A 24,894-nucleotide genomic window follows, 5' to 3' on the forward strand; every position below is an offset into this window, starting at 1 on the left:
GCCGGCTGATTCACTCACCTCTCCTTCGGGCGTCAGCCAAAGACAAACGCGCCGTCTTCCACCTCCACACGAATGGTGTCGCCACTGGCGAAGTCACCCGAAAGGATTTTCTGTGCCAGCGGATTCTCCAGCTTCTGCTGGATGGCCCGCTTCAGTGGCCGGGCACCGTAGACGGGGTCGAAACCGGTGTTGCCCAGCAGGTCCATGGCCTGCTCGGACAAATCCAGTGACAGGCCATTGGCGGCCAGGCGGTTCTGCAGGTGCTGCAGCTGGATGCCGGCGATCAGTCGAATCTGCTCGCGGTCCAACGGGTGGAACACCACCAACTCGTCGACGCGGTTGATGAACTCGGGGCGGAAATGCTGGCCCACGACTTCCATCACGGCGTCCTTCATGGCGTCGTAGCCCTCACCGGCCAGTTCCTGCACCCGCGCGGAGCCCAGGTTCGAAGGCATCACCACCACGGTGTTGCGGAAATCCACGGTGCGGCCCTGGCCATCGGTCAGGCGGCCGTCGTCGAGGACCTGCAGCAGGATGTTAAACACGTCCGGGTGGGCCTTTTCGACCTCGTCCAACAGGATCACCGAATACGGCCTGCGGCGTACCGCCTCGGTCAGGTAGCCGCCCTCTTCGTAGCCGACGTAGCCCGGGGGCGCGCCGACCAGCCGGGCCACGGAATGCTTTTCCATGAACTCGGACATGTCGATGCGCACCATGGCGTCCTCGGTGTCGAACATGAACTCGGCCAACGCCTTGCACAACTCGGTCTTGCCCACACCGGTGGGTCCCAGGAACAGGAACGAGCCGATCGGCCGGTTCGGGTCCGAGAGCCCGGCGCGCGAGCGGCGGATGGCGTCGGAGACGGCCTCGACGGCCTCGTCCTGACCGATCACGCGCTTGTGCAGCGCCTCTTCCATGCGCAGCAGTTTGTCACGCTCGCCCTCGAGCATGCGGCTGACCGGGATGCCGGTCCAGCGTGACACCACCTCAGCGATTTCGTCCTCGGTGACCTCGTAGCGCAAAAGCTGGAACTCCTGCTTTTCCTCGCCTTCCTCGGCCTTGGCAAGGGCCTTTTCAAGCTCTGGGATTCGGCCGTACTGCAGCTCGGACATGCGCGCCAGGTCACCGGCGCGGCGCGCGGTTTCCAGCTCGGCACGGGTGCGTTCCAGGTCTTCCTTGATGTGCGTGGCGCCCTGCACGGCCGCCTTCTCCGACTTCCAGATTTCCTCCAGGTCGGAGAACTCGCGCTCCATGGTGTCGATTTCGGCCTGCACTTCTTCCAGGCGTTTCTTCGAGGCGTCGTCGGTTTCCTTCTTCAGCGCCTCGGCCTGGATTTTCTGCTGGATCAGCCGGCGTTCCAGGCGGTCCAGGGCCTCGGGCTTGGAGTCGATCTCCATGCGGATGCGCGAAGCGGCCTCATCCATCAGGTCGATGGCCTTGTCGGGCAATTGCCGGTCAGCAATATAGCGGTGCGACAGCGTCGCGGCCGCGACCAGCGCCGGGTCGGTGATGTCGACACCGTGGTGCACCTCGTAGCGCTCCTGCAGGCCGCGCAGGATGGCGATGGTGTCTTCCACGCTGGGCTCTTCCACCAGCACCTTCTGGAAGCGGCGCTCCAGCGCGGCATCCTTTTCCACGTACTGGCGGTACTCGTCCAGCGTGGTGGCGCCAATGCAGTGCAGTTCACCACGGGCCAGCGCCGGTTTCAGCATGTTGCCGGCGTCCATGGAGCCCTCGGCCTTGCCGGCGCCGACCATGGTGTGGATCTCGTCGATGAACAGGATGATGTTGCCTTCCTGCTTGGCAAGATCGCTGAGCACGGCCTTCAGGCGCTCCTCGAACTCGCCGCGGAACTTGGCGCCTGCGATCAGCGCGCCCATGTCGAGCGACAGCACACGCTTGCCGCGCAGGCCCTCGGGCACCTCGTCGTTGATGATGCGCTGGGCCAGGCCCTCGACGATGGCGGTCTTGCCCACGCCGGGCTCGCCGATGAGCACCGGGTTGTTCTTGGTGCGGCGCTGCAGCACCTGGATGCAGCGGCGGATTTCCTCGTCGCGGCCGATCACCGGGTCGAGCTTGGACTGCTCGGCCCTCTCGGTCAGGTCGATGGTGTACTTGTCCAGCGCCTGGCGCGCGTCCTCGGCGTTGGGGTCGGTGACCTGCTCGCCGCCGCGCATGTCGTCAACCGCCTTGTTGACGGCCTCGATGCTGGCACCGTTGCTTTTCAGCAACTCGGCCAGAGGGCCCTTCAGGTTCAGCGCCGCGATCACGAACAGTTCGCTGGCGATGTACGCATCACCGCGATCCTGTGCCAGCTTGTCCATGATGTTCAGCAGCTTGACGGTGTCATTCGACAGGTTGACCTCGCCGGCCGCACCCGCGACCTTGGGAAAACCGTCCAGGCGCTCACCCAGCCGGGAGCGCAGCGCGTCCACCTTCACACCGGCACGCGTCAGCAGGTGGCGGACCGAACCGCCTTCCTGGTCCATCAGCGCCACCAGCACGTGCGCCGGCTCGATCATCTGGTGGTCGAGGCCAATCGCCAGCGACTGCGCGTCTGACAGCGCGAGCTGGAACTTGCTCGTAAATTTGTCCATTCGCATGGTTAAAAACCCTCTGAATACGGGTCCGGCGGAAGCGCCGGAGGATGTCCGTTAGATGAGGGCTTTCGGGTGCGGAATCAAGCGTTTGGATGCAATGTGAAGTGGAACTTTGCGTACTCGCCCGGGCGACCCTCGCCGCGGATCCAGCCGCCATGCCGCTCGACCACGCGGGCGACGATGGTCAGGCCCAGGCCGGAGCCCTCGAAGCGCTCGCTTTCGTCGAGCCGCTGGAAGGCCGCGAACAGCCGGTCCGCCTTGTCGTTGTCGAAACCGATGCCGTTATCAGCGAAGGTGTACACGGTCACGCCGTCTTCGCTGGTCGCGCTGACATGGATGCGGGCGACCGGCTCGTCACGGGTGTACTTGAGTGCATTGCCCAGCAGGTTGGTCACCAGCATGCGCACCAGCAGGTCATCGGCCTCGACGCCCGGCAGGTCTTCGTCCACCACCAGTTCGACCGGCCGGTCGGGCACCACGGCCGTGAGCGCGTCAAACACGTCTTCAACCAGCGCCCGCATGTCGAGCAGCTCACGCTCGAAGGTTTCATGGCTCAGGGCCGATAGCCCGGACAGGCGATCGAGGATCGTGGTCATCTGGGTCACGCAGGGATAGACCCGGTCGATCACGGCCAGCTCCGCTTCGTGGCCACCGGCGCGGTCCAGCCGCGTCGACAGCAACTGGATATTCATTGACATGGCGTTGAGCGGGTTGCGCATGTCATGCGCGACCGAGTCGGTGATGGTCTGCAGGTCCGCGGTGCGATCGGCCAGCGCGCGGGTACGTTGCTGCACCACGGCTTCGAGGTTGCGGTTGAGTTCGGCGACTTCCCGCTCCGCCGCTTCCGCGTTGCGGGCCCGGCGCCGGGCGCGCGCGCTTTCGTGGGTCAGGAAGCCCATCAACACGGCGATAATCAGGCCCATTAGCAGGATCATGTCAGTCGCACGCGATTCCAGGACGCGCACGGCCTCGGTGGTCGGCCGGTGTTCAACCCGCCAGATCGAGCCCCAGGGCATGCGAATCAGGCCATCCTTGATCCAGCCCGGCGGCAATCCGGTCGCGGCATCTTCGCCGCGGAACAGCGCGTGCTCGTCCCAGAACACACTGATCGCGTAACTGGGCGCCTCGTCGACCAGCATCTGCCCCACCAGGTCTTCAATATCGACCATGACGGCCATGCGCCGGATTCGCTCGCCGTCACGCTCGACCTCGTAAATTTCGAGGTACTGGCCACCCTCCGGATAGGTGATTGGCCCCAGCACGGTCGACTGGTCCTGCTCGCGCATCCGCGCCGCCAGCGCTGCGTGCGCCGCCCACTCGGCCGTTTCCGGCTGGTAGCTGTAACCGGGCCGGTCCGGCGAGTGCATGAAGCGGACGCCATCGGGCTGGGACTCGTACAGCACCAGGCGGACGCCGTCGTAACCATCCAGTTCCATGTGTTCGCCGGCGGGCCACTGTTCGGCCGGCAACTGGCTGATGGCGCCCCAGAACTCACCCAGGTTTCTCAGTGCGTCGTAAAAAGTGGCCATGCTTCGAGCCAGGTGACTGCGCGTCGACCACGACTCCAGCGTGACGATGCGCTCGACCTGCCCGATCTCGTTCTGCTGCAACGCGCGCCACATCTGGATGGTGCCAATACCCACCAACACGGTGACAACGATGGGAACTACGACGCGTGTGAGCAAGGGCCATGCGCTCCAGCCAGAAGGATCTTCACATTACAGCTAAACCGACCGGCATTCACGTTTGTCGGTCTGGCGCGCACGCGATTGCGATACCATGAGCGCTTTCCGCGCCCGTATTGGAGTCCAGATTACGCATGGCCAGCATCCTGATCGTCGACGACGAAACCGCGTTTGCCCAGGGCATCGCCGACTACCTGCAACTCGAAGGGCACGACACCACGGTCGCCCATGACCTGGCCAACGCCCGTGAAGCACTGTCGGGCGATACGCCTGATCTTGTCCTGCTGGACCTGATGCTGCCGGACGGCAGCGGGCTTGAACTGTTCGATCGTTTCGAAAAAAGCACGCCGAAGCGCATCATCATCATGACCGGGCATACCGGCGTGAAACAGCTGATCGGCGGCCTGGCCGGCGACGCCGTCACCTACATGAAGAAGCCCATCGACCCGCCCGAACTGGAAGGGTTGCTGAACAGTCTCGACGCCGGCGGTGTCGCGACAACGGGGGGCAAGGCCGCGCAAAAGGGCCGCTACGGCCTGCTCATCGGCGAATCGAAGCCCATGCAGGTGGTTTACACCGCCATCTCGAAGGTCGCACCCACCGACAGCACCGTGTTCATCCACGGCGAAAGCGGCACCGGCAAGGAACTGGTCGCGCGCATGGTCCATCGCGAAAGCGGCCGCGAGGGTCGGTTCATCCCGGTCAATTGCGGCGGCCTGAACAAGGACCTGGTGTCGAGCCAGCTGTTCGGCCACGAGAAAGGCAGTTTCACCGGCGCCGATGGCGCCCACGCGGGGTTCTTCGAGCAGGCGGACAACGGCACGCTGTTCCTGGACGAGATCACCGAGATGCCGATGGAAATGCAGGCCCACCTGTTGCGCGTGCTGGAAACCGGCAAGGTGCTGCGGCTGGGCGCACAGAAGGAGAAACGCGTCAATGCCCGCCTGGTGGCGGCGACCAACCGCGACCCGCGCAAGGCCGTCGAGGACGGCCTGCTGCGCGAGGACCTGTACTTCCGCCTGAGCGTGTTCCCGATCGAGTTGCCGCCGCTGCGCCAGCGCCATGGGGATATCGAGCTGCTGGCCAACCGCTTCCTGGACGAACTGAATCGCGAGCATGACCAGAAGCGTTGCCTGTCCGCGGACGCGCTCAGGAACCTGGAACGCCACGGCTGGCCCGGTAACGTGCGCGAACTGAAGCACGTCCTTCATCGCGCCTGGATCCTGGCCGATGGCGATGTGGTCGAAGTCCCCGAAGCCCTGGACCGCGGCCTCGAGACCCGCGTCGAGGGCATTCGCGCCGGGCGTTCCATCGCCGACGTCGAGAAGGACCTGATCATTGCCACGCTGGAGCAGGTGGATGGCAACAAGAAGGAAGCCGCCGCGATGCTGGGCGTCAGCCTGAAAACGCTCTACAACCGCCTGAAAACCTATGAAATGGATGACGAGGACGACTAGGCGACAGGCCGCAGCCCGGGAAGTGGTTCATATCCTGTATCATTAAGCACCATGGACAGCGAGAAAACCGCTACCCGTATCCTGGTCGTTGAGGACAACGACACCGCCCGCGACGCCATCCGGGAGTTCCTGGACCTCTCCGGCTACCAGGTCGCCTGCGCCGGTTCGGCCGACGAGGCGCTTTCAGAAGCAGAGAAGCTCCACCCCGATATCCTGGTCAGTGACTGGCAGCTCAAAGGCCAGCGCGACGGCGTCGACGTGGCCCGCGAGCTACAGGATCGCTTTGGCGTGCTGGTGGTTTTCATTACCGGCAACGCACTCGAACCCCTGCGCCGCTCCGCGGCCGATATCAATGTCGCCCGCTACCTGCGCAAACCGGTATCGCTACCGCGCCTGGCCCGCCTGATCGGCGAACTGCCCGCAGCCTGAAAGAATATCGCGCTTAAAAGAAAACGGCCCCGCCAGCTGGCGGGGCCGTTTCCGGGATTCCGGCCGGTCCGCAGAACGAACCGCGCCGGACTCCGGCTCCAGCGTTAAGAGCGCACTTCGATGTTGTCGATCACGTCGACCACACCGGCCACCTGGTTGGCGGCGGCCATCGCGGCGTCACGCTCCTCGTCGGTGTCGACATGGCCACCCAGGCTGATCACGCCATGGTCGGCTTCCACGTCGATGGTCAGGGCCTCGACCTCGGGGTTATCAACGAGCGCGGCCTTCACCTTGCTGACCAGCAGCTTGTCGTCCAGGTATTCACCGGCCGAACGATCCGCGGGCTGAATCTCAAGGTTGTTGACGACTTCGGTCACGCCATCGATGTTCATGGCGATGGTTTCGGCGCGCTCACGCTCCGCTTCCGAGTCCACGAAGCCGTTCAGCTGTACTGAATCACGGTCCACCTCGACGTCGATATTGATGGCATCGGTCACTTCGTCGGCAGCCAGGGCGGCCTTGGTACGTGCGGCGATGCTCAGGTCGTCAACCACCTGGCCGGCGGTGCGATCGGCACGCTCTTCGGCCATGTCACGAGCTTCAGACTCGTTGGCAGCCAGCGGCAGTGAAAGGGTCGTCGCCAGTACAGCACTCATCACGATGTAAATGGGCTTGCGGTTCATACATTCCTCCATTGGTTGCGCCAGTTTGTTGCTCTGACGCCCCGGTAGAAGCAATGATCGTGCCACGTAACCTGCGCACCATGGAGCACACTCCGAATAACCACTTTATTACAGCAACTTACAGGATGATCACCACGGACTGGATCGACGCCGGCAGCGCCCGCAGGTTCTGGAGAACACCCCACCGGTGAAAAAAATTCCGTCGAATTTGTAACGATTGCCCGCCCGCGCGCCTCAGCCCACGTTGCGAACACGCTGGTGTCTCCTATACTGGAATTGGGTCCCCCGGAAATTCACACCATGAACTTCGAACAACATACTGAACTGCAACAACTACGGACGACACTGGTTGATTCGCTGCACCTGGAGCGGCGCCAGCGCGTCATGACGGAGAGCGAACAGCTCGAGGAAATCAGGTTCCAGATCCAGCGCACGGTCAACGCCATCGACCGCCGGATACTGTCGGACCAGCCAGCGCGAACGCAGTAACCCCGCCCGGATCCAATGCCCCCGGCGTCAGTCGCCGGCGGTGAACATTGTCTTCATGACACGCCGGTAGACCCGCGACAGGTCGTCCAGGTCGGCCACCGGCGTGTACTCGTCCACCTTGTGGATGGACGCGTTCAGCAGCCCCAGCTCCACCACTTCTGTTCCCAGTGGCGCGATAAAGCGCCCGTCCGAGGTGCCGCCACCCGTATTCAGCGCCGGGGCCAGGCCCAGCTCTGTTGGCACGGCATCCGCCACGGCCCGGCGCAGCGCACCGGCAGGTGAGCGGAACGGCTCGCCGGACACGCGCCAGTCCAGCGTGTAATTTTCAACGCCAGCATCGGCCAGCATGTCTTGCACGGCCTGGTGCAGCGTGTCGGCATTCCAGTGCGTGTTGTAGCGGAAGCTGATGGTCAGCGTGGCCGCGCCCGGGGTGACGTTGGACGCGCCGGTGCCGGCGTTGATATTGCTGACCTGGCAATGCGTGGGCGGGAACTGGCCATCCGCATCGTCCACGCCATCGTCCCAGCGGCGCTCGACCAGCGCGGCCAGGAACGGCGCCAGCCGGTGCACGGGGTTGTCGATGCTTTCCGGGAACGCGGTATGGCCCTGCACGCCCTTCACCGTCAGCACGCCGACGATCGACCCGCGACGGCCAATCCGTACCGTGTCGCCCAGTTGCCGCTGGCTGCTGGGTTCGCCGACCAGGCAGTGATCCGGTACCTGGCCGCGCGCGGCAAGGATCCCCGCGACCTCGCGAATGCCCCGCTGCGCATCGCCCTCCTCGTCGCTGGTCAGCAACAGGCCGACCTGGCCCGGATGGTCGGGGTGCTCACGCACGAAGTCCTCCAGCGCCACGACCATCGCGGCGACGGCGCCCTTCATGTCGCAGGCGCCACGGCCGTAGAGCACGCCGTCGCGCACCTCGGGTGCGAACGGCGGCGAGGTCCAGTCCGATTCGGGGCCGGGCGGCACGACATCGGTATGCCCCAGGAACCATAGCGACGGCGATTCAGCCCCGTGCGTGATCAGCACGTTGGTGACATCGCCACAGACAAACCACTCGGCGGCAAAGCCCAGCGCCGCCATCCTCTCCGCCAGCAACGACTGGCAGCCGGCATCATCCGGCGTCACCGATGGCCGCGCCATCAGCGCACAGGCCAGGTCCAGGGTGTCGTTCACAGTACGGCCTCGAGTTCGGCTGTTTTGAAGCCGACGGCCAGCACCTGGCCATCGCGCTCGAACAGCGGCCGTTTGACCAGCGTCGGGTGCGCCAGCAACAGGTCTTCCAGCGCCGTTCCGGTCGCCGCCTTCTGGGTGTCATCCAGGCCGCGCCAGGTGGTGCTGCGGCGGTTCACCAGCTGCGCCGCGAACCCGGAATCGAGCCAGCGACGGACCTGTTCACGGTCCAGGCCATCGACCCGCAGGTCGTGAAACCGGTGCGGCAGGTCGCCCGCCTCCAGCCACTTGAGGGCCTTGCGGCAGGTGTCGCACTGGCAAATGCCATAGACGGTCAACATCCGTGCCGCTCGCTTATCGGTGGTCCGCCTGGCGCAGCAGTTCGTTGGGCGAGGTCTTCGCCCGCGTCTGCTCGTCGACCTGCTTGACGATAATCGCCGCGTACAGCGAATGCGTACCATCGCGTGCCGGCAGCGTGCCGGGCACGACCACGGAGCCCGCCGGCACTCGGCCGCGGGTGATCTGGCCGGTCTCGCGATTGAAGATGCGCGTGCTCTGGCCGATGAATACGCCCATGGAAATCACGCTACCGCGCTCGACCACCACGCCCTCGACGACCTCGGAACGCGCGCCGATGAAACAGTCGTCCTCGATGATGGTGGGGTTGGCCTGCAACGGCTCCAGCACCCCGCCGATGCCGACGCCACCGGAAAGATGCACGTTGCGGCCGATCTGCGCGCAGGACCCCACCGTGGCCCAGGTATCGACCATGGTGCCGGCGCCGACGAAGGCGCCCAGGTTGACATAGCTGGGCATCAGCACGGCATCGCGGCCGACGTGCGCGCCGCGGCGCACGGTGGCGTGCGGCACCACGCGGGCACCCGAGTCGGCGATGGACGTGTCATCACCCGACCAGCGCACCGGCACCTTGTCAAAGTAGCGGTTCAGCCCGCCCTCCATCACCACGTTGCCGGCGATACGGAAATACAGCAGCACGGCCTTTTTCAGCCACTGGTTGACGCGCCAGCCGCCCTCGACCGAGGCGTCCGGTTCGGCCACGCGCGCGCTGCCGTCTTCCAGCGCCGTCAGCACTGCTTCAACGGCCTCCGCCAGGCTTTCCGGCACGGCGTCGGGGCGGATGCTGGCGCGGTCCTCGAAGGCCGCTTCAATCAGGGGTCGGATGGTGTCCAGGCTCATTCGTCGGTCCTTGTTCAAGAGTCCAGCCGGCGATGGATTTCGTCGGCCAGGCGTTTCTGCAGGGTCTCGTCCAGCGGTTTGTCGGCGCGGTCGGTAACCAGGAAAGTATCTTCGACGCGGTCGCCGAAGGTGGCGATCATGGCGTCGTGGATGCGCACCTCGCTGGCGGCCAGCGCGGCGGACAGCTGTGACAGCAGGCCCGGGCGGTCGCTGCACTCGATCTCCATCTCCGTGACTGCGCCGTCGCGGGCGGTGCGGAAGTGAAGGGTCGGCGCGGCGACAAAGGGTCGCAGCCGGCGCGGCAGCGGCCGCATCACCGGCGCCAGCTTGTTACGCGCGTCGAGCTCGGCGCGCAGGCGGCGCGCCAGCACACTGGAGTCGATATCGTTCAGCGGGTTGCCGTGACGGTCCATGACCTGGAACAGGTCGAAACTGCGGCCGCTTGCCGAGGTCACCACGCGCGCGGTCAGCACGTCCAGGCCCAGTTCGTCCATGACCGCGGTGATCGTGGCGAACAGGCCGGTGTAGTCCTCGGCGCAGACCAGCAGTTCGGTGACCTCGCGCTCGGCACGCAGCCGCACCGCCACCTGGGTGCCGTCCTCGCCATGTTGCAGCGCCGCGGCCGTGGCCCAGGCCAGCTGGGCGTCGGAGAAGCGCAGGAATACGCTGGCCGGCAGGCCGGCCCAGAACGCCCTGACCCGCGCGGCATCCAGTCCCTCACCCACGAGTTGTTCCAGCACCTCGTCACGGGAATGCTCGATCTGGCCGGCGCGGTCGGTGGGCGTGTCGTCGTCCTCGTCCAGCGACGACCAGGCCGCCTGGAACAGCTCCCACAACAGGCCGCTCTTCCAGCCGTTCCACAGCCGCGGGCTGGTGGCCGACACATCGGCCACGGTCAGCAGGTACAGGTGCTCCAGCTTGCGCCGGGAATCGACAATGGCGGTGAACTCGGCAATGGTCTCCGGGTCGCCGATATCCTTTTTCTGCGCCGTCTGCGACATCAGCAGGTGGTTCTCGACCATCCAGGCCACCAGCTGGGCGTCGGCCTCGGACATCGGCATCTTGCGCGCGAAGGCCAATGCGTCGACCTTGCCCAGCTCCGAATGGTCGCCGCCGCGGCCCTTGGCGATATCGTGAAACAGCGCCGCCACGTACAGGATCGCCGGCTCTTCCATGGTCGCGAACACCTTGGGGGCGTTCGGGTAGATGCCGTTGTACTTCGGGTAGGCCAGGCGCCGCAGGTTACGCACCGTGAACAGGATGTGCTGGTCGACGGTATAGACATGGAACAGGTCGAACTGCATGCGGCCGACAATCTGCGCGAACGCCGGGATGAACGCGGCCAGCACGCCGTAGCGGTTCATCCGCTGCAGCTGCGTGTACACACCGCTGGGGCGCGACAGCATGTTGTAGAACGACGCCAGCACCTGCGGATCGTTGCGGAAATCATCGTCGATCAGGTACAGGTGATCGACAATCTGGCGCACGGCAGAAGCCCGCACGCCCAGCGCCTTCTCGCTGCGCGCCAGCACGTCGAACAGCTCCATCAGTGCCTGCGGCCGGCGCTTGAACAGCCCCGGGTCGCGCAGGTCCAGGAAGCCGTGCAGCAGCACGAAGTCCTCACCCAGGTCCTCACTGGGCGGCGCCGATTCGCTCAGCAGCTCTTCGCTGAACAGTTGCAGCAGACGCTCGTTCAGCCGCTCCAGGCCGGTGACGACCCGGTAGTAACCCTGCATGAAGCGCTCCACCGCCAGGTTGGAGCCACCGTCATCGCGGAAACCGAAAAACTCCGCCACCTGGCGCTGCACGTCGAACAGCAGACGGTCCTCGGCGCGCTTGGTGATCAGGTGCAGCGCGTAGCGCACCCACCACAGGTAGTACTGGCCCTCGACCAGCTCGCGGAACTCGCTGTCGGTCAGGAATCCGTGCTCGACCAGGCCATGCAGGCCGGTGGCGTCAAAATGCCGGCGCGTCACCCATTCGATCATCTGGATATCGCGCAGGCCGCCCGGGCCGTCTTTGACGTTCGGCTCCAGGTTATAGGCGGTGTCGCCGTACTGCGCGTGCCGCGCGGCCTGCTCTTCCATCTTGGCGTTGAAGAAATCGCGCGCGCTCCACATCACCTCCGGCGCCACGGCCCGGTGCAAGGCGTCGAACAGGGCGCGGGAGCCGCTCAGGTAGCGCGCCTCCATCAGGCTGGTGGCGGTGCCGACATCGGCCAGCGCCTCTTCCCGGCACTGCGCCAGGTTGCGCACCGAGTGGCCCAGGTAGAAACCGGCGTCCCACAGCAGCGCGACGAAGCACTCGATCGCTTCCTTCTGCGCGTCGCTCAGGTCACCCTTCTCGAACAGCACCAGCAGGTCGACATCGGAATGCGGATGCAGCGCGCCGCGACCGAAGCCGCCCACGGCCACCAGGGTCAGGCCCAGGGCTTCCGGCACACGCGCGTCCCAACCGTACAGCAGCAGCTGCTCCACGCCCCAGGCACGGCTGCGGACCAGGGCCGCGACGTCCTCTCCACCGCGAAAACGCTCGCCCAGGTCGGCGTCCAGGCGCGTCAGCGCATCGCGCAGGCTGGCCAGGAGATTGTCACCGTCACCCAGCTGCTCGCGATCGATCAGCTCATCGGCATCGGCCGGTGCCGGCAAGGGGCCGGCCAGGGATTCCGCGATGGTCGCCGCCATGGTGCCGCTCAGAGCGGGTCGCCGGGCAGGCGGGTCAGCACGTCGAAGCCGTCGTCGGTCACGGCGATGGTGTGCTCCCACTGCGCCGACAGGCTGCGGTCACGGGTGATGACGGTCCAGCCATCGGGCATCAGGCGGGTGTCGCGCTTGCCGACGTTCACCATCGGCTCGATCGTGAACACCATGCCGGGCCGCAGTTCCTCACCGGTGCCACGGCGGCCGTAATGCAGGACCTGCGGGTCTTCATGAAAGCCACGGCCGATGCCGTGGCCGCAATACTCGCGCACCACCGACAGCGACTGGCTCTCGACATGGCGCTGGATGGCGTAGCCGATATCGCCCAGCCGCACGCCCGGCGCGACCATCTCGATACCGGTCACCATGGCCTGGTAGGCCACGTCACAGACCCGTTTGGCGCGAATCGATGGCTCGCCCACGTAGAACATCTTGCTGGTGTCACCGTGCCAGCCATCCTTGATCACCGTGACATCGATATTGACGATGTCGCCGTCTTTCAGCACCTTGTCACCGGGAATGCCATGGCAGACCACGTGATTGACGGAGGTACAGATGGACTTCGGAAAGCCCTTGTAATTCAGCGGTGCCGGGATGGCATCCTGGACCTCGGTGATATGCCGGTGACAGATATCGTCCAGCTCGCCGGTGGTGATACCGGGGCGGACGTGGTCGGCGATCATGCGCAGCACCTCGCCGGCCAATCGACCGGCCACGCGCATCTGTTCAATCTCTTCGGGCGTCTTCAGGATGATGCCGGACTCTCTCAACATCAGCATTTTCTCTTTATCGTGATGGCAACAGCAAAGGGGCATTGTAACGCCTGCGGCAAGCGCCACACACTCACCGTATAACGCCGACCAAACTTGTGGCCTATACCCTTACCCCCCGCTACGGGGATAATAGGCGGCTGGGCAGATGAGGTCCCGCGTGGGGCTTTGGGAGCACGACCTTGTTAACGAAGTTTTTTCGATACCTGTTGCCGCTGGGGCTGATCGTCCTGTCGATCATTGTCCTCTTCGGCCTGGTTGCGCGTTCTGCCGCCAAGCGGCCGGAGCGCAATGTCGACGAACAGCAGGCCGTGCTGGTGGAGACCATCCGCGCCGAAACGCGCTCGCTGAACCTGGTGGTGCGCTCGCAGGGCGCGGTGCGGCCGCGCACCGAGACCACACTGGTGGCCGAAGTGTCCGGGCGCATTGTCAGCGTGTCCCCCAATTTCGTCGCCGGCGGATCCTTCAGCGCCGGGGAAACGCTGCTGGAGATCGATCCCAGCGACTACGCCGCCGCGGTCAAGCGCGCGGAAGCGGCGCTGGCCTCGCGACATGCGCTGCTGGCCGACGAGCAGGCCCGCTCCGAGCAGGCCATCAAGGACTGGCGCAACCTGGGCAAGTCCGGCGATGTGCCCGAACTGGTGGCCCGCAAGCCGCAACTGGCCGACGCCACCGCCAACGTGCTGGCCGCCGAGGCCGACCTGGAAAAAGCCCGGCGCGACCTGCAGCGCACCCGTATCTCGGTGCCCTACGATGGCCTGGTGCGTGAAAAGATCGCCGACATCGGCCAGTACGCCGCCCCCGGCGCGCAGCTGGGCGTGACCTTCGCCGTCGACTCGGCCGAGATCCGCCTGCCGGTCTCGGCCGCCGACCTGGCCTACCTGGAACTGCCCGGCACTGCAGAGGCCGACCCGGAGAGCGCACCCGCCGTCAGCCTGCAGGCCGACGTGGGCGGCACCGCGCGGCGCTGGGACGCGCGCATCATCCGCACCGAGGGCGTCATCGACGAGGCCAGCCGCGTGCTCTACGCCGTCGCCCAGGTCGTCGACCCCTATGGCCTGCTGGGCCAGAGCACGCAGCCGGAGTTGCGCGTGGGCACCTTCGTCAGCGCCGCGATCGAGGGCCGCCACGTGGACAACGTGGTGGTGCTGCCACGTTACGTGCTGCGCAACGACAACACCGTGCTGGTCGCCAACGCCGAAAACGAGCTCGAAGTGCGCCAGGTGGGCGTCGTACGCGCCGGCGCGGACGTGGTCTACATCGACAGTGGCGTAAGCGACGGCGAACGCGTCGTCACCACGACACTGGACGCGCCGATTCCGGGCACCCGCCTGGCGATCGCCGGCGAACCCGCGGCGGAGACGGAGTGAGGCCGGCGCCATGACCCGGATGAACCCCTATGCCGCGCTGATCGAGTGGTTCGCGCGCAACCCCGTCGCCGCGAACCTGCTGATGTTCATCATCCTGCTGGGTGGCCTGTACAGCGCCTTTACCATCAAGAAGGAAGCACAGCCCAAGATCGAGACCAACATGGTCACGGTCTCCATGCCGTTCCTGGGCGCCAGCCCCGAGGACGTCGAGGAAGGCATCCTGGTCAAGATCGAGGAAGCCATCCAGGACATCGAGGGCATCAAGGAAATCATCTCCACCGCCCGCCGCGGCAGCGGCACGGTGCAGGCCGAGGTGCTGACCGACTACGACGTCTCCGAGGTCATGGACGAGATCAAGGCCCGCGTCGACGCCATCCCCACTTTCCCCGACAACACCGAGAAGCCGGTGGTGTCGCGCACCCGCTTCGAACAGCAGGTGCTGATGGTGACCGTGTTTGGCAGCGTGCCCGAGCGCACCCTGAAGGAGTTCGCCAAGCAGGTTCGCAACGAGATCGTCACCCTGCCCGGCGTGACCCGCGCGCAGATCCTGGGCGGGCGCGATTACGAGATCAGCATCGAGGTCAGCGAGCACACGCTGCAGGCCTATGACCTGACCCTGGCCGAGGTGGCTGCCGCCATCCGCCAGGGCTCGCTCGACCTGCCGGCCGGCTCGATCCGCTCCGAGGCCGGTGACATCCAGGTCCGCACCAAGGGCCAGGCCTACGTGGGTCGGGACTTTGAAGAGATCGTGATCCGCACCAACGCCGACGGCACCCGCGTGTTGCTGAAGGACGTTGCCACGATCAACGACGGCTTCGTCGATTACGACAACTATTCCCGTTTCGACGGTCACCCCGCCATCACCACCCAGGTGCTGTCCGTGGGCGACCAGAGCGAGCTGGACATCGCCGCCACCGTCAAGGCCTGGGTCGACGCCCGCAAGGCGACACTGCCGGAAGGCATCAGCATGGCCCACTGGGCGGACTCTTCGTATTACCTGAAGGGCCGCCTGGACATGATGCTGGAGAACCTGCTCATCGGCGCGGTGCTGGTGTTCCTGTCACTGGCGCTGTTCCTGCGCCTGAAGCTGGCGTTCTGGGTGATGGTCGGCCTGCCGGTGGCGTTCCTGGGCACCTTCCTGTTCATGCCGCAGCTGGGTGTGACGGTGAACATGATCAGCCTGTTCGGTTTTATCGTGGTGCTGGGTATCGTCGTTGACGACGCCATCGTCGTGGGCGAATCCGCCTATACCAACATGCGCGCCAAGGGCCACTCGGTCGAGAATGTCGTCGAGGGCGTGATGCGCGTCGCCATCCCCGCCACCTTCGGCGTACTCACCACCATCGCCGCGTTCATCCCGGTGCTGATGGTGAGCGGGCCGTCCGGTGTGTTCTTCAGCTCGATGGGCTACGTGGTGGTCATGTGCCTGGCGTTCTCGATTGTCGAGTCCAAGCTGATCCTGCCGGCTCACCTGGCGCACATGAAGGTCAAGCACTACGGCGACAACCCGGGGCGCTTCATCCGCTTCCAGCGATTCTTCAGCGAGGGCCTGCACCGCTTCGTCGACAACCGCTACGCGCCCTTCCTGGCGCGCTGCCTGCGGCGCAAGTGGCTGACGCTGTCGGCGTTTATTTCCCTGCTGATCCTGTCCATCGGCCTGGTCGCCGGTGGCGTGCTGCGGGTGGTGTTCTTCCCCGATATCGCCGCCGACTTCCTGATGGTCAACCTGGAGATGAACGAGGGCACGCCGTCGCACCAGACCCACGAGGCCCTCGACCGCGTGCAGGACGGCCTGCGCCAGGTCGACGCCGAGGTCAGCGCGGAGATCGGCGTGGAATCCGGCGCGGTGATCGGCCACCTGCTGGCCTTTGCACGCTCCGAGACCTCGGGGCAGATCGTCGCCGAGCTGGTCAAGGACGAGAACGCCACCATCCAGGGCCCCGAGGTGCTGCGCCGCTGGCGCGCCGCCGTCGGTGAGATCCCGGGCGTCAAGCAACTGGGTTTTGCCGGCGCCGCGGGCCCCGGCGGCGGGCCGTCGATCTCGATCCAGCTGATCGGCGCCAGCATCGAGCAGGTCGCGCGCGCCTCGCAGGAACTGGAGCGCCGCGTGCGCGGCTACGCCGGCACCTACGACGTGCGCAACAGCTACGAGCGCGGCCGCCCCGAGATCAAGATCGACCTGAAGCCGGAGGCCGAGGCCCTGGGGCTGACGCTGTCCGACCTGGCCAACCAGGTGCGCGCGGCGTTCTACGGCGTCGAGGTGCAACGCGTGCAGCGCGGCCAGGACGAGGTCAAGGTCATGGTGCGCTACCCGCGCTCCGAGCGCGACTCGGTGGGCTACCTGGAAGACATGCGCATACGCACGCCCCAGGGCGGCCGCGTGCCCTTCGGCGCTGTCGCCGAGGTGCAGCTGGCCGAGAGCCCGCTGTTCATCCAGCGCTTCGACCGCGAGCGCGCGGTGCGCATCACCGCCGAGGTCGACAAGGAAGAATACGAGCCCGAAAAGATCACCAGTGACATCATGACCAAGGAACTGCCGGAAGTGCTGGCCCAGTTCCCCGGCGTGCGCTCACGCCTGTCCGGCTCCAGCCAGCAGGCCCAGGAGACCCAGGTGGAACTGATGCAGGGCGCGCTGCTGGCGCTGTTCCTGATCTACGCGCTGATGGCCATACCGCTGCGTTCCTACGCCCAGCCGCTGATCATCATGTCGGTGATCCCGTTCGGCATCATCGGCGCCATGGTCGGCCACTGGGTGCTGGGCCTGCCGGTGTCGATGATCAGCTGGTTCGGCATCATCGCGCTGTCCGGCGTGGTGGTGAACGACAGCCTGATCCTGGTCGACTACATCAACCACGCCCGCGCCGAGGGCCGGCCGCTGATGGACGCGGTTGTCGATGCGTCGCGAACGCGCTTCCGCCCCATCCTGCTGACCTCGCTGACCACGTTCCTGGGCCTAGCGCCAATCACCATCTTCGAGAAGAGCCTGCAGGCCCAGCTGGTCATCCCGATGGCGACCTCGCTGTCGTTTGGCATCGTCTTCGCCACCGCCATCACGCTGGTGCTGATCCCTACGCTGTACCTGATCCTGGACAGCTTCGGCCGCTGGTGGCGCGAGGCCTGGAGCCACGCACTGCCCGGCAAGCGGCCGGCGGAGCCGCCCGCAACCGAACAGGACATGACCGACGGTCCGAACCAGCGACCGGAGGAAGTGTGAACATCGGCCAGCATCTCGAAGCCGCCCGCGCCGACCTGGGTGGCGCGCTTCGGGACTGCCCCGGCGCACACCCGGGCCTTGAAGCTGAAATCCTGATGGCCGAAGCGCTGGAGACGCCGCGCTCGTTCCTCTACGCCCACCCGGAGCTGGAAATGCCCCCCGCTCGCGGCCAGGCCTACCGGGCCATGGTCGAACGCCGCATGCGCGGCGAGCCCATTGCCTACATCACCGGCACGCGGGAATTCTGGTCGTTGACGTTCCGGGTGACCCCGGAAGTCCTGGTCCCCCGCCCCGAGACCGAGCTGCTGGTCGAAACCGCGCTGGAACGGCTGGCGGGCAGCGCCCCGGGGCGCATCGCGGACCTGGGCACAGGCTCCGGCGCTATCGCCTGCGCACTGGCCAGCGAACGCCGCGGCGACGAAGTGACCGGCACCGACATCAGCTATGACGCCCTGGAAATCGCCCGCGCCAACGCCGGCGACCTGGGCCTGCACAACACCCGCTTCGTCCACGGCTCCTGGTGCGCGCCGCTGGACGGCAGCTACCAGTGCATCGTCAGCAACCCCCCGTACATCGCCGCCGGCGACCCCCACCTGGACCATGGCGACTGCCGCTTCGAGCCCCGCACCGCGCTCACACCGGGCGGCGACGGCCTGGCCCCCTTCCACACCATCGCCCGCGACGCCAGGGGCCACCTTTCAGAAGGCGGCTGGCTACTGTTTGAGCATGGTAATGACCAGGGCGAGGCAGTGCGCGACATTCTCACTGCCCAGGGCTACGAGCGCGTGGAAACCTGCCAGGACCTGGAGCGCCGCGACCGAGTGACGCTGGGATTAAGAGGTCGCTCTTAGGTCAGACGCCTCGGGAAAGGCACTTTCGCCCACGGTTAGCGAAGCGTCACTTCCAGAGACCGGCCAAGTGCGGATGCGAATTTCTCGAGGGTAGACAACCGGATGTCTTCCGCGTGATTTTCGATCCGCGATATCGCTGATTTTTTGGTGTTCAGGCGTTTGGCCAATTCAGCCTGGCTCAGGCCGGACTGTTCTCTTGCGAGTTTCAGCAGCGCTCCGATCTTAAAGGCCTTGTATCCGTCGTCGTAGCCTTCGTCGAACGCACTGTCCCTGACTCTCCGTTCGGAAATATAGGCTTTCAGGTCACTCATGAGTTCTTCCTCGCGAGATAGTCGCGCTTCCGGTGTTCGGCTTTCCTGATATCGCTCTGCGGGGTCTTCCGTGTCTTCTTATGAAAGGCGTGATTCAGAACCACCAGCCTGTCTCCGTCCAGAAAGCCGAGAACGCGATACGTGTTACCGCCTGATCGCGCACGAACCTCCCAGATGCCATCTGAACCGGTCAGCTTCTTAAAGTACTGGACTGGAACTTCATCCAGTTCCTCTACCAGTTGAAGCACCCAGCTGACCTTCTGTGCCGACCTTGGGTCGAGTGCATCCAGAAACTCAGTGACGGGACAGCGACCAGACCCCGTTCGATAGAAGACAACCTGTCTCATCCGAGAAAGGTTAACTTATATGTTAACCCAGACGCTTGCGGAAATTAACCCACGTCGATGTAGGGCTTTTCAGTTTAAAGAGCAGACAGCTACTGCTTGGCGAGCAGTCGCTCGATAGCGGCGCGAATGCCGACCATGTCGTTGGCGCACATCATGTGACCTTTGGGGCCGCCAAGGGCGATGGGCTCTTCGTGGTATTCCATGCCGGGGTGGACGTACTGGATGACGCCGGACTTATCCAGCAGGAACGTGACCGAAGTCGCCGGGCGGTCGGGGCCGGTGAGCCACCAGTCGGCCAGGGTGCCGTTGCGCCAGTCCCAGTCGATGGCGATGGGAAAATCCAGCCCGCGGGCGGCGACGGCACGTTCGACGCGTTCGATATTGAGTGCGGCGTCGCGGTCGGCCTTGGGGTGGTAGACACCGACGACGGTCAGGCCCCTTGGCGAATACTCGTCGTTAATCGCGAGCAAAGCGGGTGTGCTGCTGGCGCAGAACGGGCAGGTCTCGGTCCACCAGCGGACCAGCACGACCTGGCCGCGCAGGTCCTCGAGCGTCAGCGGCTCCGAGTTCAGCCAGCCGTCGAATTCGAATGACGGCGCGGGAACGCCGATGCGGTCGTCACCGGCCGAGCGGTCCATCGACCCCAGGCTGGCGAGCAGCCGTTCTACCTGCGCGTCGGCGTCGGCTTCCGAATCGCCTTCCTCGATCATCAACTCGCGGTAATGCGCCCATGACCTGACCGTTTCGATGTCGTCAGCCCAGACCTGGCCGGCAACAGCCAGGAACGTGAGAAGTAAAGCGATTATTCGGATCATGGGTCGGTTCCTCAGTCTTCGGTCTCGTCATCCTCAACCGGGGGTGCTTCGATACTTTCCGGATTCTCGTCGGCCAACTCCAGCAGGTGCAGGTGAGCCGCCTCGGGGTCGGTTTCCAATGCACGGGCGGTCAGGCGCTCATCCAGCTGTTTCGAGTGCTTGGCGCCCAGGTCGCTGAGCAGCCTGGCCTGGGCGACCAGGTTGCCGGGGCCCTCGGAGAGCTGGCGGATGGCCTTGCCGTAAAGGTCCTGGGCCTGGTCGAGGCGCTGGCCGATGCCCTGAAGGTTGTCGACGAAGCCGGTGAATTTGTCGACCAGGTAGCCGCCGCGTTCGGCAATCTTCTTTGCGTTGGTGTCCTGCTTGTGGATCTGCCAGACCGAGGCCACGGTGCGCGCCGTGGACAGGAAGTTGGCCGGTGACAACAGCGACACGTTGCGCTTCAGCGCGTACTCGGCCAGTGACGGGTCGCTCTGCAGCGCGGCGATCAGCGCGCTCTCGATGGGGATGAACATCAGCACGAAGGGCAGCGAGTTCAGTTCCTCGGCCTGCGGGTAATTCTTGCCGTAAAGGCCGTCGATATGCGTGCGCAGCGACTGCACGTGGCGGGCCAGGCACTCGGCGCGACCCTCGTCGTCCAGGGCCGACTGGTACTCGGTCCAGGCCGTCAGCGAGACCTTGGAATCGAGCACGATGCTGGTGGCGCCCGGCAGCTGCAGCACGAAGTCCGGCTGCAGGCGCTGGCCGTCCTTGCCCTTCACCGAGACCTGCGTGTAATAGTCCTGGCCCTTGGTCAGGCCGGCCAGTTCCAGCAGGCGTTCCAGCTGCTGCTCGCCCCAGTTGCCCTGCGCTTTCACATCCCGGGTCAGCGCGCGGGTCAGGTTCTCGGCGTCTTCGTGCAGGGTCAGGTTCAGTTTTTCCAGCGATTTGAGCTTCTCGCGCATCTCGGCGTGCAGGCGGATGCCTTCCTTGCTGGTGTCGTCGACCACCTTGCGGAAGTTGCCCAGGTCCTGGGTCAACGGCTTCAGCAAGGTGCCGAGCTGCTCGTTGCTGAGCTCGGTGAAGCGCTTGGAGCGCTCCTCGAAGACCTTGCCCGCCGTGCGCTCGAAGGTTTCCTCCAGCCGTTTTTCCGCCGCTTCGAGCTTGGCGATCTGGGCCTCGAAACTGCGCTGCTGCTCCTCGCGCCGGGTCTCGGCGATGGCGGCCTCGCGGCGTGCGGCTTCCAATGCGATCGTGGTGTCCTTCAGTTCGGCGTCCCGTTCGCTCAACTTCAGGGCCGTCTTTTCCAGTTCGGCATCGCGCGCGGCGACGGTTTCACGCACTGACTGGAGTTCCGGTTCCATTCTCGATTCGGCATTCCGTGACCCGGCGCGCCAGGCCCAGGCCACGCCCAGCGCAGCCACCAGCAGGCCGCCGACCAGGCCCAGCATCAGGCTGGCCGCGTGCAGCGTGTCGATCAGTTCACTCACCGCGCTTCACCTGCTCCCACAGGGCTTCCTGCTGGTCCAGGTCGAGCGCGGCGAAGGCATCGCTGCCGCCGGCGGCGGTTTCCATGGCGCGGAAGCGCGCTTCGAACTTGGCGTTGGCCTGGCGCAGCGCGCGGCCGGGGTCGACCCTGGCCTTGCGCGCCAGGTTGACGGCGGCGAACAGCAGGTCGCCCATTTCATCTTCGATGCGTTCCGGGTTGCCGCCGTTCAGGGCCTCGCGCAGCTCGTCGGTTTCCTCGTCGATCTTGTCCAGCACCGGCGCCGCGTCCGGCCAGTCGAAGCCGGCCCGGGCGGCGCGTTTCTGCAGTTTCTTCGCCCGCAACAACTCCGGCAGGCTGCGTGGTACGTCGTCGACGATGCTGGTCAGGCCCTTGGCGGCGCGCTCATCGGCCTTTACCGCTTCCCAGACCTCGGACTGGTCATCGGCGGTCTCGACCACGGCGTCGGCGAAGATGTGCGGATGGCGGCGCACCAGCTTGTCACCGATGGACTGCGCCACGTCGGCAAAATTGAACAGGCCCGCCTCGTCGGCCATCTGCGCGTGGAACACCACCTGCAGCAGCAGGTCGCCCAGCTCGTCGCGGAGCTCGTCCCAGGCCTCGCGCTGCACCGCGTCGGCCACCTCGTAGGCCTCCTCGATGGTGTACGGCGCGATACTGGCGAAGTCCTGCTCGATGTCCCAGGGGCAGCCGCCGTCCGGGTCGCGCAGGCGACGCATGATGTCGATCAGTTCTTCCATGCTGTTCCTCAGTTCGATGGGAAACGGACGCGGACGATGACCTCGTCATCCGCGCCGCTGTCGAATTCAATCTCGCCACCATAGGCGTTGACCACCTCGGACACAATCGCCAGCCCCAGGCCCTGGCCCTCGACCCGTTCGTCGGCGCGCGCGCCGCGGGCCAGGTACTGCTCCAGGGCGACCGGGCCGCCATTGTTGCCCACCTCGATGACCAGGCCGGGGCGCAGGCCGGGCTCGCCCGCGGTGACCGGCAAAGCGTTCAGCCACACCCGCCCGTCGCCATGTTTGCAGGCGTTCTCCAGCAGGTTGCCGGTCACTTCCAGCAGGTCGCGCTCTTCCCCGTAAAAAACCAGTCCAGGCTCTACTTTGACATCCAGGCTTCTCAAATCGTGCGAATGCACGCGCCGCAGCGCGCCGGCTACGCGCTCGACCACCGGGGCGACGGCTACAGGCGCGGCCAGCGTGCGGCGCGTGGTGGCCGCGGCGCGTTGCAGGCGCGTGGCCACCAGGTGCTGCATGTCGTCAATGGCGCCGCGGGTGGTGGCGTCAGCGTGCTCGCCCAGTTGAGCGCGCAACACCGCCAGCGGCGTTTTCAGGCTGTGCGCCAGCGAGTCGAGCGCGTTGCGATAACGGGCCTGGTTGGCCTTTTCGGTGTCCAGCAGCCGTTGCAGGTTGCGCGTCAGCGGCTCGATCTCGCGCGGCCACTCGCCGGACAGGGCCTCCTGCTCGCCGGTTTCCACGCGCGCCACCTCGGCGGCCACGTCGCGCAACGGCCGCAGGCCCAGCCACAGGAACAGGAACTGCGCGGCCGCCAGTAGCAGGCCGGCCAGGCCCAGCGAGCGCCACAGCCCCTGGCGGAACGCGCGCACCTGCGAGGCCACCCGCTCCGGGTCCGCCAGCAGGCTGATTGTGAACGGAAAGCGCCGGCCGTCGTCCAGCTCCCAGGCCAGGCCGTAGCGGTAGCGGTAGAACGGCAGGCCGGCGGCGGGTGTCTCGAAGCGCGATTCACCGGCCGGCACAGTCGGCGCTTCGGGCAGCGATAGCCCCAGCGAGGAACTCGAGCTCCAGTCGCCGGTATCGCCGTGAACATGGGCATAGACGCCGGAACCGGGCTGGCCCAGTTGCGGGTCGCCCAGGTCGCCGTCGATCAGGAAGCGGCCGCGGGCGTCGACATCCGCCGCGCCCAGTACCAGGTAGGTCCAGGTTTCCATCTGCTGGCGCAGGCCGGACTCGGCACTGCGCTGGTAGGCGGCGTCCAGTGCCAGGCCAACCAGGCCCAGGGAAATCGCCAGCGCCACGGCGCCGTAAAGGCCCAGTCGCAGGCGCAGCGACGGCGCGCGTCGCCGGGCGTCGTTCGCAGCGACGTCAGGCGTCGCCATTCAGCCCTTGCAGGTTCAGCCGGTAGCCGCGCCCGCGCAGCGTCTCGATCGGCTTCAGCTCACCGCCCGGGTCCAGTTTGCGCCGCAGCCGGCCGATAAAGACCTCGATCACGTTACTGTCGCGGTCGGCGTCCTCCTCGTAGATGTGCTCGGACAGTTCAGACTTGGTGACCACCGAGTCCGGCCGCATGGCCAGGTACTCCAGCACCTTGTACTCAAAAGTGGTCAGGTCGACCTCGTTGCCGTCCAGGCGCACGCGCTGGGCGGACAGGTCGATGTCCAGCGGCCCAAAGGCCAGCGCAGGCGAGGCATGGCCGGCGGCCCGGCGCAACAGCGCGCTGACCCGCGCCTTCAGCTCCTCGGGGTGAAACGGCTTCGTCAGGTAGTCGTCGGCGCCGGCTTCCAGGCCGTCGACCTTGTCTTTCCAGTCCGAGCGCGCGGTCAGGATCAGGATGGGCACATCGACGCTGGCCTTGCGCAGTGCCGCGATCAGTTCGAGCCCGGACATGCCCGGCAGGCCCAGGTCGACGATGGCGAGGTCAATGGGGAACTCCTCGCCGTACCACAGGCCCTCGGTGCCGTCGGCGGTGACGTCCACCGCGTAACCGGCCTCGCGCAGCATGCCGGCCACCGAGTCCTGCAGGCGGATATCGTCTTCAACGATCAGGATGCGCATGGTTCACGAGTCCTCGGGTACGTAGACCGTCTTCACCACGCCATTGCGGGTGAGCAGCTTGATCTCGTGCACGCGCCGGCCGTCGCGGTTGATGGTCCGCGCCGACAGCACCTTGGCATCGTGCTGCCGGGCCGCCTGCCGCGCGGCATCCTCCAGCGAAATCGCCCACGCCGAAGATGCCGCGGCCAGGGCCAGCAGCGCCGTCAACAGCAGCGTGTTCAGTCGACTCATCATGGACGCAATTCTAGCCCATCCACCTGAACCGCATCTGAACCGGGTGACGTTGGCTTCGACCCGGCCCTGGCTGTGGGGGGATGACCTCTTTTGGGGCTCCGAAGTCCGCTTCGCTGCCAGTCGCCCCAAAAGAGGTCATCCCCCCACAGTCAGCGCCTGGAGCGTGTCAGCGGCACCCGGGCAGATTGCGCGGTTCTTGCCGGATCCTGGGTGGTGGGGCGGAGCATCTGACGACGTCCAGGTAAGGGGTGTGTTGAGTCTTCATGGGGCGACTGGCAGCGCAGCGGAC

Annotated in this window: 22 protein-coding genes; 6 read left to right on the plus strand and 16 right to left on the minus strand. The window is 65.8% G+C overall.

Annotation, left to right across the window (positions count from 1 at the left end; genetic code table 11):
- Positions 1-32 precede the first annotated feature (32 nt).
- Positions 33-2,597 carry an ATP-dependent chaperone ClpB gene (gene clpB, locus F3N42_RS04170; RefSeq protein ID WP_150863113.1) on the minus strand — a complete coding sequence of 855 codons (2,565 nt, stop codon included), beginning with the start codon at positions 2,595-2,597 and terminating at the stop codon, positions 33-35.
- An 83-nt stretch (positions 2,598-2,680) separates the two neighbouring features.
- Positions 2,681-4,285, minus strand: a complete 1,605-nt coding sequence (locus F3N42_RS04175; RefSeq protein ID WP_150863114.1) for a sensor histidine kinase — start codon at positions 4,283-4,285, stop codon at positions 2,681-2,683.
- Positions 4,286-4,419: 134 nt separating this feature from the next.
- Between F3N42_RS04175 and F3N42_RS04180 the strand changes: the two genes are divergently transcribed.
- Positions 4,420-5,742 carry a sigma-54-dependent transcriptional regulator gene (locus F3N42_RS04180; protein WP_150863115.1) on the plus strand — a complete coding sequence of 441 codons (1,323 nt, stop codon included), beginning with the start codon at positions 4,420-4,422 and terminating at the stop codon, positions 5,740-5,742.
- Positions 5,743-5,793: 51 nt separating this feature from the next.
- Complete coding sequence (locus F3N42_RS04185; RefSeq protein WP_150863116.1) at positions 5,794-6,171, plus strand: response regulator; 378 nt, start codon at positions 5,794-5,796, stop codon at positions 6,169-6,171.
- A 104-nt stretch (positions 6,172-6,275) separates the two neighbouring features.
- Here the strand turns inward: F3N42_RS04185 and F3N42_RS04190 are convergent, their stop codons facing one another.
- Entirely contained in the window at positions 6,276-6,854 is a 579-nt protein-coding gene (locus F3N42_RS04190; protein WP_191621227.1) for a BON domain-containing protein, read from the minus strand.
- A gap of 300 nt (positions 6,855-7,154) precedes the next feature.
- Between F3N42_RS04190 and F3N42_RS04195 the strand changes: the two genes are divergently transcribed.
- A complete protein-coding gene (locus F3N42_RS04195; protein WP_150863118.1) occupies positions 7,155-7,343 on the plus strand; it encodes a hypothetical protein in 189 nt (62 codons plus the stop codon).
- Positions 7,344-7,370: 27 nt separating this feature from the next.
- On the opposite strand, the gene dapE is transcribed toward F3N42_RS04195, so the two are convergent.
- From dapE to map, 5 genes are read right to left on the minus strand one after another with little or no spacing between them, the layout of a single operon-like run.
- Positions 7,371-8,522, minus strand: a complete 1,152-nt coding sequence (gene dapE, locus F3N42_RS04200) for a succinyl-diaminopimelate desuccinylase (protein WP_150863119.1) — start codon at positions 8,520-8,522, stop codon at positions 7,371-7,373.
- Positions 8,519-8,860 carry a Spx/MgsR family RNA polymerase-binding regulatory protein gene (locus tag F3N42_RS04205; RefSeq protein ID WP_150863120.1) on the minus strand — a complete coding sequence of 114 codons (342 nt, stop codon included), beginning with the start codon at positions 8,858-8,860 and terminating at the stop codon, positions 8,519-8,521. The genes dapE and F3N42_RS04205 overlap by 4 nt, the downstream gene beginning before the upstream one ends.
- A 13-nt stretch (positions 8,861-8,873) precedes the next feature.
- Complete coding sequence (gene dapD, locus F3N42_RS04210) at positions 8,874-9,710, minus strand: 2,3,4,5-tetrahydropyridine-2,6-dicarboxylate N-succinyltransferase (protein WP_150863167.1); 837 nt, start codon at positions 9,708-9,710, stop codon at positions 8,874-8,876.
- 20 nt (positions 9,711-9,730) lie between these two features.
- Positions 9,731-12,400 (minus strand): [protein-PII] uridylyltransferase, encoded by a 2,670-nt coding sequence (gene glnD, locus F3N42_RS04215; RefSeq protein WP_150863121.1) that lies wholly within the window; start codon positions 12,398-12,400, stop codon positions 9,731-9,733.
- 8 nt (positions 12,401-12,408) lie between these two features.
- Positions 12,409-13,194, minus strand: a complete 786-nt coding sequence (map, locus tag F3N42_RS04220; RefSeq protein ID WP_150863122.1) for a type I methionyl aminopeptidase — start codon at positions 13,192-13,194, stop codon at positions 12,409-12,411.
- A gap of 173 nt (positions 13,195-13,367) precedes the next feature.
- Here map and F3N42_RS04225 point away from each other — a divergent pair, with 173 nt between their 5' ends.
- Genes F3N42_RS04225 through prmC form a run of 3 tightly spaced genes read left to right on the plus strand, consistent with a single transcriptional unit; the run spans position 13,368 to position 18,620 of the window.
- Positions 13,368-14,555 (plus strand): efflux RND transporter periplasmic adaptor subunit, encoded by a 1,188-nt coding sequence (locus F3N42_RS04225; RefSeq protein WP_150863123.1) that lies wholly within the window; start codon positions 13,368-13,370, stop codon positions 14,553-14,555.
- A gap of 10 nt (positions 14,556-14,565) precedes the next feature.
- Positions 14,566-17,769 (plus strand): efflux RND transporter permease subunit, encoded by a 3,204-nt coding sequence (locus tag F3N42_RS04230; RefSeq protein WP_150863124.1) that lies wholly within the window; start codon positions 14,566-14,568, stop codon positions 17,767-17,769.
- Positions 17,766-18,620 carry a peptide chain release factor N(5)-glutamine methyltransferase gene (gene prmC, locus F3N42_RS04235; protein WP_150863125.1) on the plus strand — a complete coding sequence of 285 codons (855 nt, stop codon included), beginning with the start codon at positions 17,766-17,768 and terminating at the stop codon, positions 18,618-18,620. Before F3N42_RS04230 ends, prmC begins: the two co-directional genes overlap by 4 nt.
- A 35-nt stretch (positions 18,621-18,655) precedes the next feature.
- On the opposite strand, the gene F3N42_RS04240 is transcribed toward prmC, so the two are convergent.
- The 8 genes from F3N42_RS04240 to F3N42_RS04275 form a co-directional block, all read right to left on the minus strand.
- On the minus strand, positions 18,656-18,931 hold the full coding sequence (locus tag F3N42_RS04240; protein ID WP_150863126.1) for a helix-turn-helix domain-containing protein: 276 nt from the start codon (positions 18,929-18,931) through the stop codon (positions 18,656-18,658).
- The gene (locus F3N42_RS15885) at positions 18,928-19,278 is read right to left on the minus strand and encodes a type II toxin-antitoxin system RelE/ParE family toxin (RefSeq protein WP_150863127.1); all 351 of its coding nucleotides are present in this window, start codon (positions 19,276-19,278) and stop codon (positions 18,928-18,930) included. Before F3N42_RS15885 ends, F3N42_RS04240 begins: the two co-directional genes overlap by 4 nt.
- Before the next feature lie 89 nt (positions 19,279-19,367).
- Positions 19,368-20,093 carry a TlpA disulfide reductase family protein gene (locus F3N42_RS04250; RefSeq protein ID WP_150863128.1) on the minus strand — a complete coding sequence of 242 codons (726 nt, stop codon included), beginning with the start codon at positions 20,091-20,093 and terminating at the stop codon, positions 19,368-19,370.
- Positions 20,094-20,104: 11 nt separating this feature from the next.
- The gene (locus tag F3N42_RS04255) at positions 20,105-21,559 is read right to left on the minus strand and encodes a DNA recombination protein RmuC (RefSeq protein ID WP_150863129.1); all 1,455 of its coding nucleotides are present in this window, start codon (positions 21,557-21,559) and stop codon (positions 20,105-20,107) included.
- Positions 21,552-22,316, minus strand: a complete 765-nt coding sequence (mazG, locus tag F3N42_RS04260; RefSeq protein ID WP_150863130.1) for a nucleoside triphosphate pyrophosphohydrolase — start codon at positions 22,314-22,316, stop codon at positions 21,552-21,554. The genes F3N42_RS04255 and mazG overlap by 8 nt, the downstream gene beginning before the upstream one ends.
- An 8-nt stretch (positions 22,317-22,324) precedes the next feature.
- Positions 22,325-23,695 (minus strand): ATP-binding protein, encoded by a 1,371-nt coding sequence (locus tag F3N42_RS04265; RefSeq protein WP_150863131.1) that lies wholly within the window; start codon positions 23,693-23,695, stop codon positions 22,325-22,327.
- Complete coding sequence (locus tag F3N42_RS04270) at positions 23,682-24,371, minus strand: response regulator transcription factor (protein WP_150863132.1); 690 nt, start codon at positions 24,369-24,371, stop codon at positions 23,682-23,684. Before F3N42_RS04270 ends, F3N42_RS04265 begins: the two co-directional genes overlap by 14 nt.
- Positions 24,372-24,374: 3 nt before the next feature.
- Positions 24,375-24,605, minus strand: coding sequence for a PepSY domain-containing protein (locus F3N42_RS04275; RefSeq protein WP_150863133.1), 231 nt, complete (start codon positions 24,603-24,605; stop codon positions 24,375-24,377).
- Positions 24,606-24,894 lie beyond the last annotated feature (289 nt).

Source organism: Marinihelvus fidelis, from assembly GCF_008725655.1.
In the GTDB taxonomy this organism is placed as follows: Bacteria; Pseudomonadota; Gammaproteobacteria; order Xanthomonadales; family SZUA-36; genus Marinihelvus; species Marinihelvus fidelis.

Bases quoted from the DNA above. Each gene is read 5' to 3' on its own strand.
- clpB (WP_150863113.1), bottom strand. From the start codon at position 2,597: ATGGACAAATTTACGAGCAAGTTCCAGCTCGCGCTGTCAGACGCGCAG.
- F3N42_RS04180 (WP_150863115.1), top strand. From the start codon at position 4,420: ATGGCCAGCATCCTGATCGTCGACGACGAAACCGCGTTTGCCCAGGGC.
- F3N42_RS04185 (WP_150863116.1), top strand. From the start codon at position 5,794: ATGGACAGCGAGAAAACCGCTACCCGTATCCTGGTCGTTGAGGACAAC.
- F3N42_RS04190 (WP_191621227.1), bottom strand. From the start codon at position 6,854: ATGAACCGCAAGCCCATTTACATCGTGATGAGTGCTGTACTGGCGACG.
- F3N42_RS04195 (WP_150863118.1), top strand. From the start codon at position 7,155: ATGAACTTCGAACAACATACTGAACTGCAACAACTACGGACGACACTG.
- F3N42_RS04205 (WP_150863120.1), bottom strand. From the start codon at position 8,860: ATGTTGACCGTCTATGGCATTTGCCAGTGCGACACCTGCCGCAAGGCC.
- glnD (WP_150863121.1), bottom strand. From the start codon at position 12,400: ATGGCGGCGACCATCGCGGAATCCCTGGCCGGCCCCTTGCCGGCACCG.
- map (WP_150863122.1), bottom strand. From the start codon at position 13,194: ATGCTGATGTTGAGAGAGTCCGGCATCATCCTGAAGACGCCCGAAGAG.
- F3N42_RS04230 (WP_150863124.1), top strand. From the start codon at position 14,566: ATGACCCGGATGAACCCCTATGCCGCGCTGATCGAGTGGTTCGCGCGC.
- F3N42_RS04240 (WP_150863126.1), bottom strand. From the start codon at position 18,931: ATGAGTGACCTGAAAGCCTATATTTCCGAACGGAGAGTCAGGGACAGT.
- F3N42_RS15885 (WP_150863127.1), bottom strand. From the start codon at position 19,278: ATGAGACAGGTTGTCTTCTATCGAACGGGGTCTGGTCGCTGTCCCGTC.
- F3N42_RS04250 (WP_150863128.1), bottom strand. From the start codon at position 20,093: ATGATCCGAATAATCGCTTTACTTCTCACGTTCCTGGCTGTTGCCGGC.
- mazG (WP_150863130.1), bottom strand. From the start codon at position 22,316: ATGGAAGAACTGATCGACATCATGCGTCGCCTGCGCGACCCGGACGGC.
- F3N42_RS04265 (WP_150863131.1), bottom strand. From the start codon at position 23,695: ATGGCGACGCCTGACGTCGCTGCGAACGACGCCCGGCGACGCGCGCCG.
- F3N42_RS04270 (WP_150863132.1), bottom strand. From the start codon at position 24,371: ATGCGCATCCTGATCGTTGAAGACGATATCCGCCTGCAGGACTCGGTG.
- F3N42_RS04275 (WP_150863133.1), bottom strand. From the start codon at position 24,605: ATGATGAGTCGACTGAACACGCTGCTGTTGACGGCGCTGCTGGCCCTG.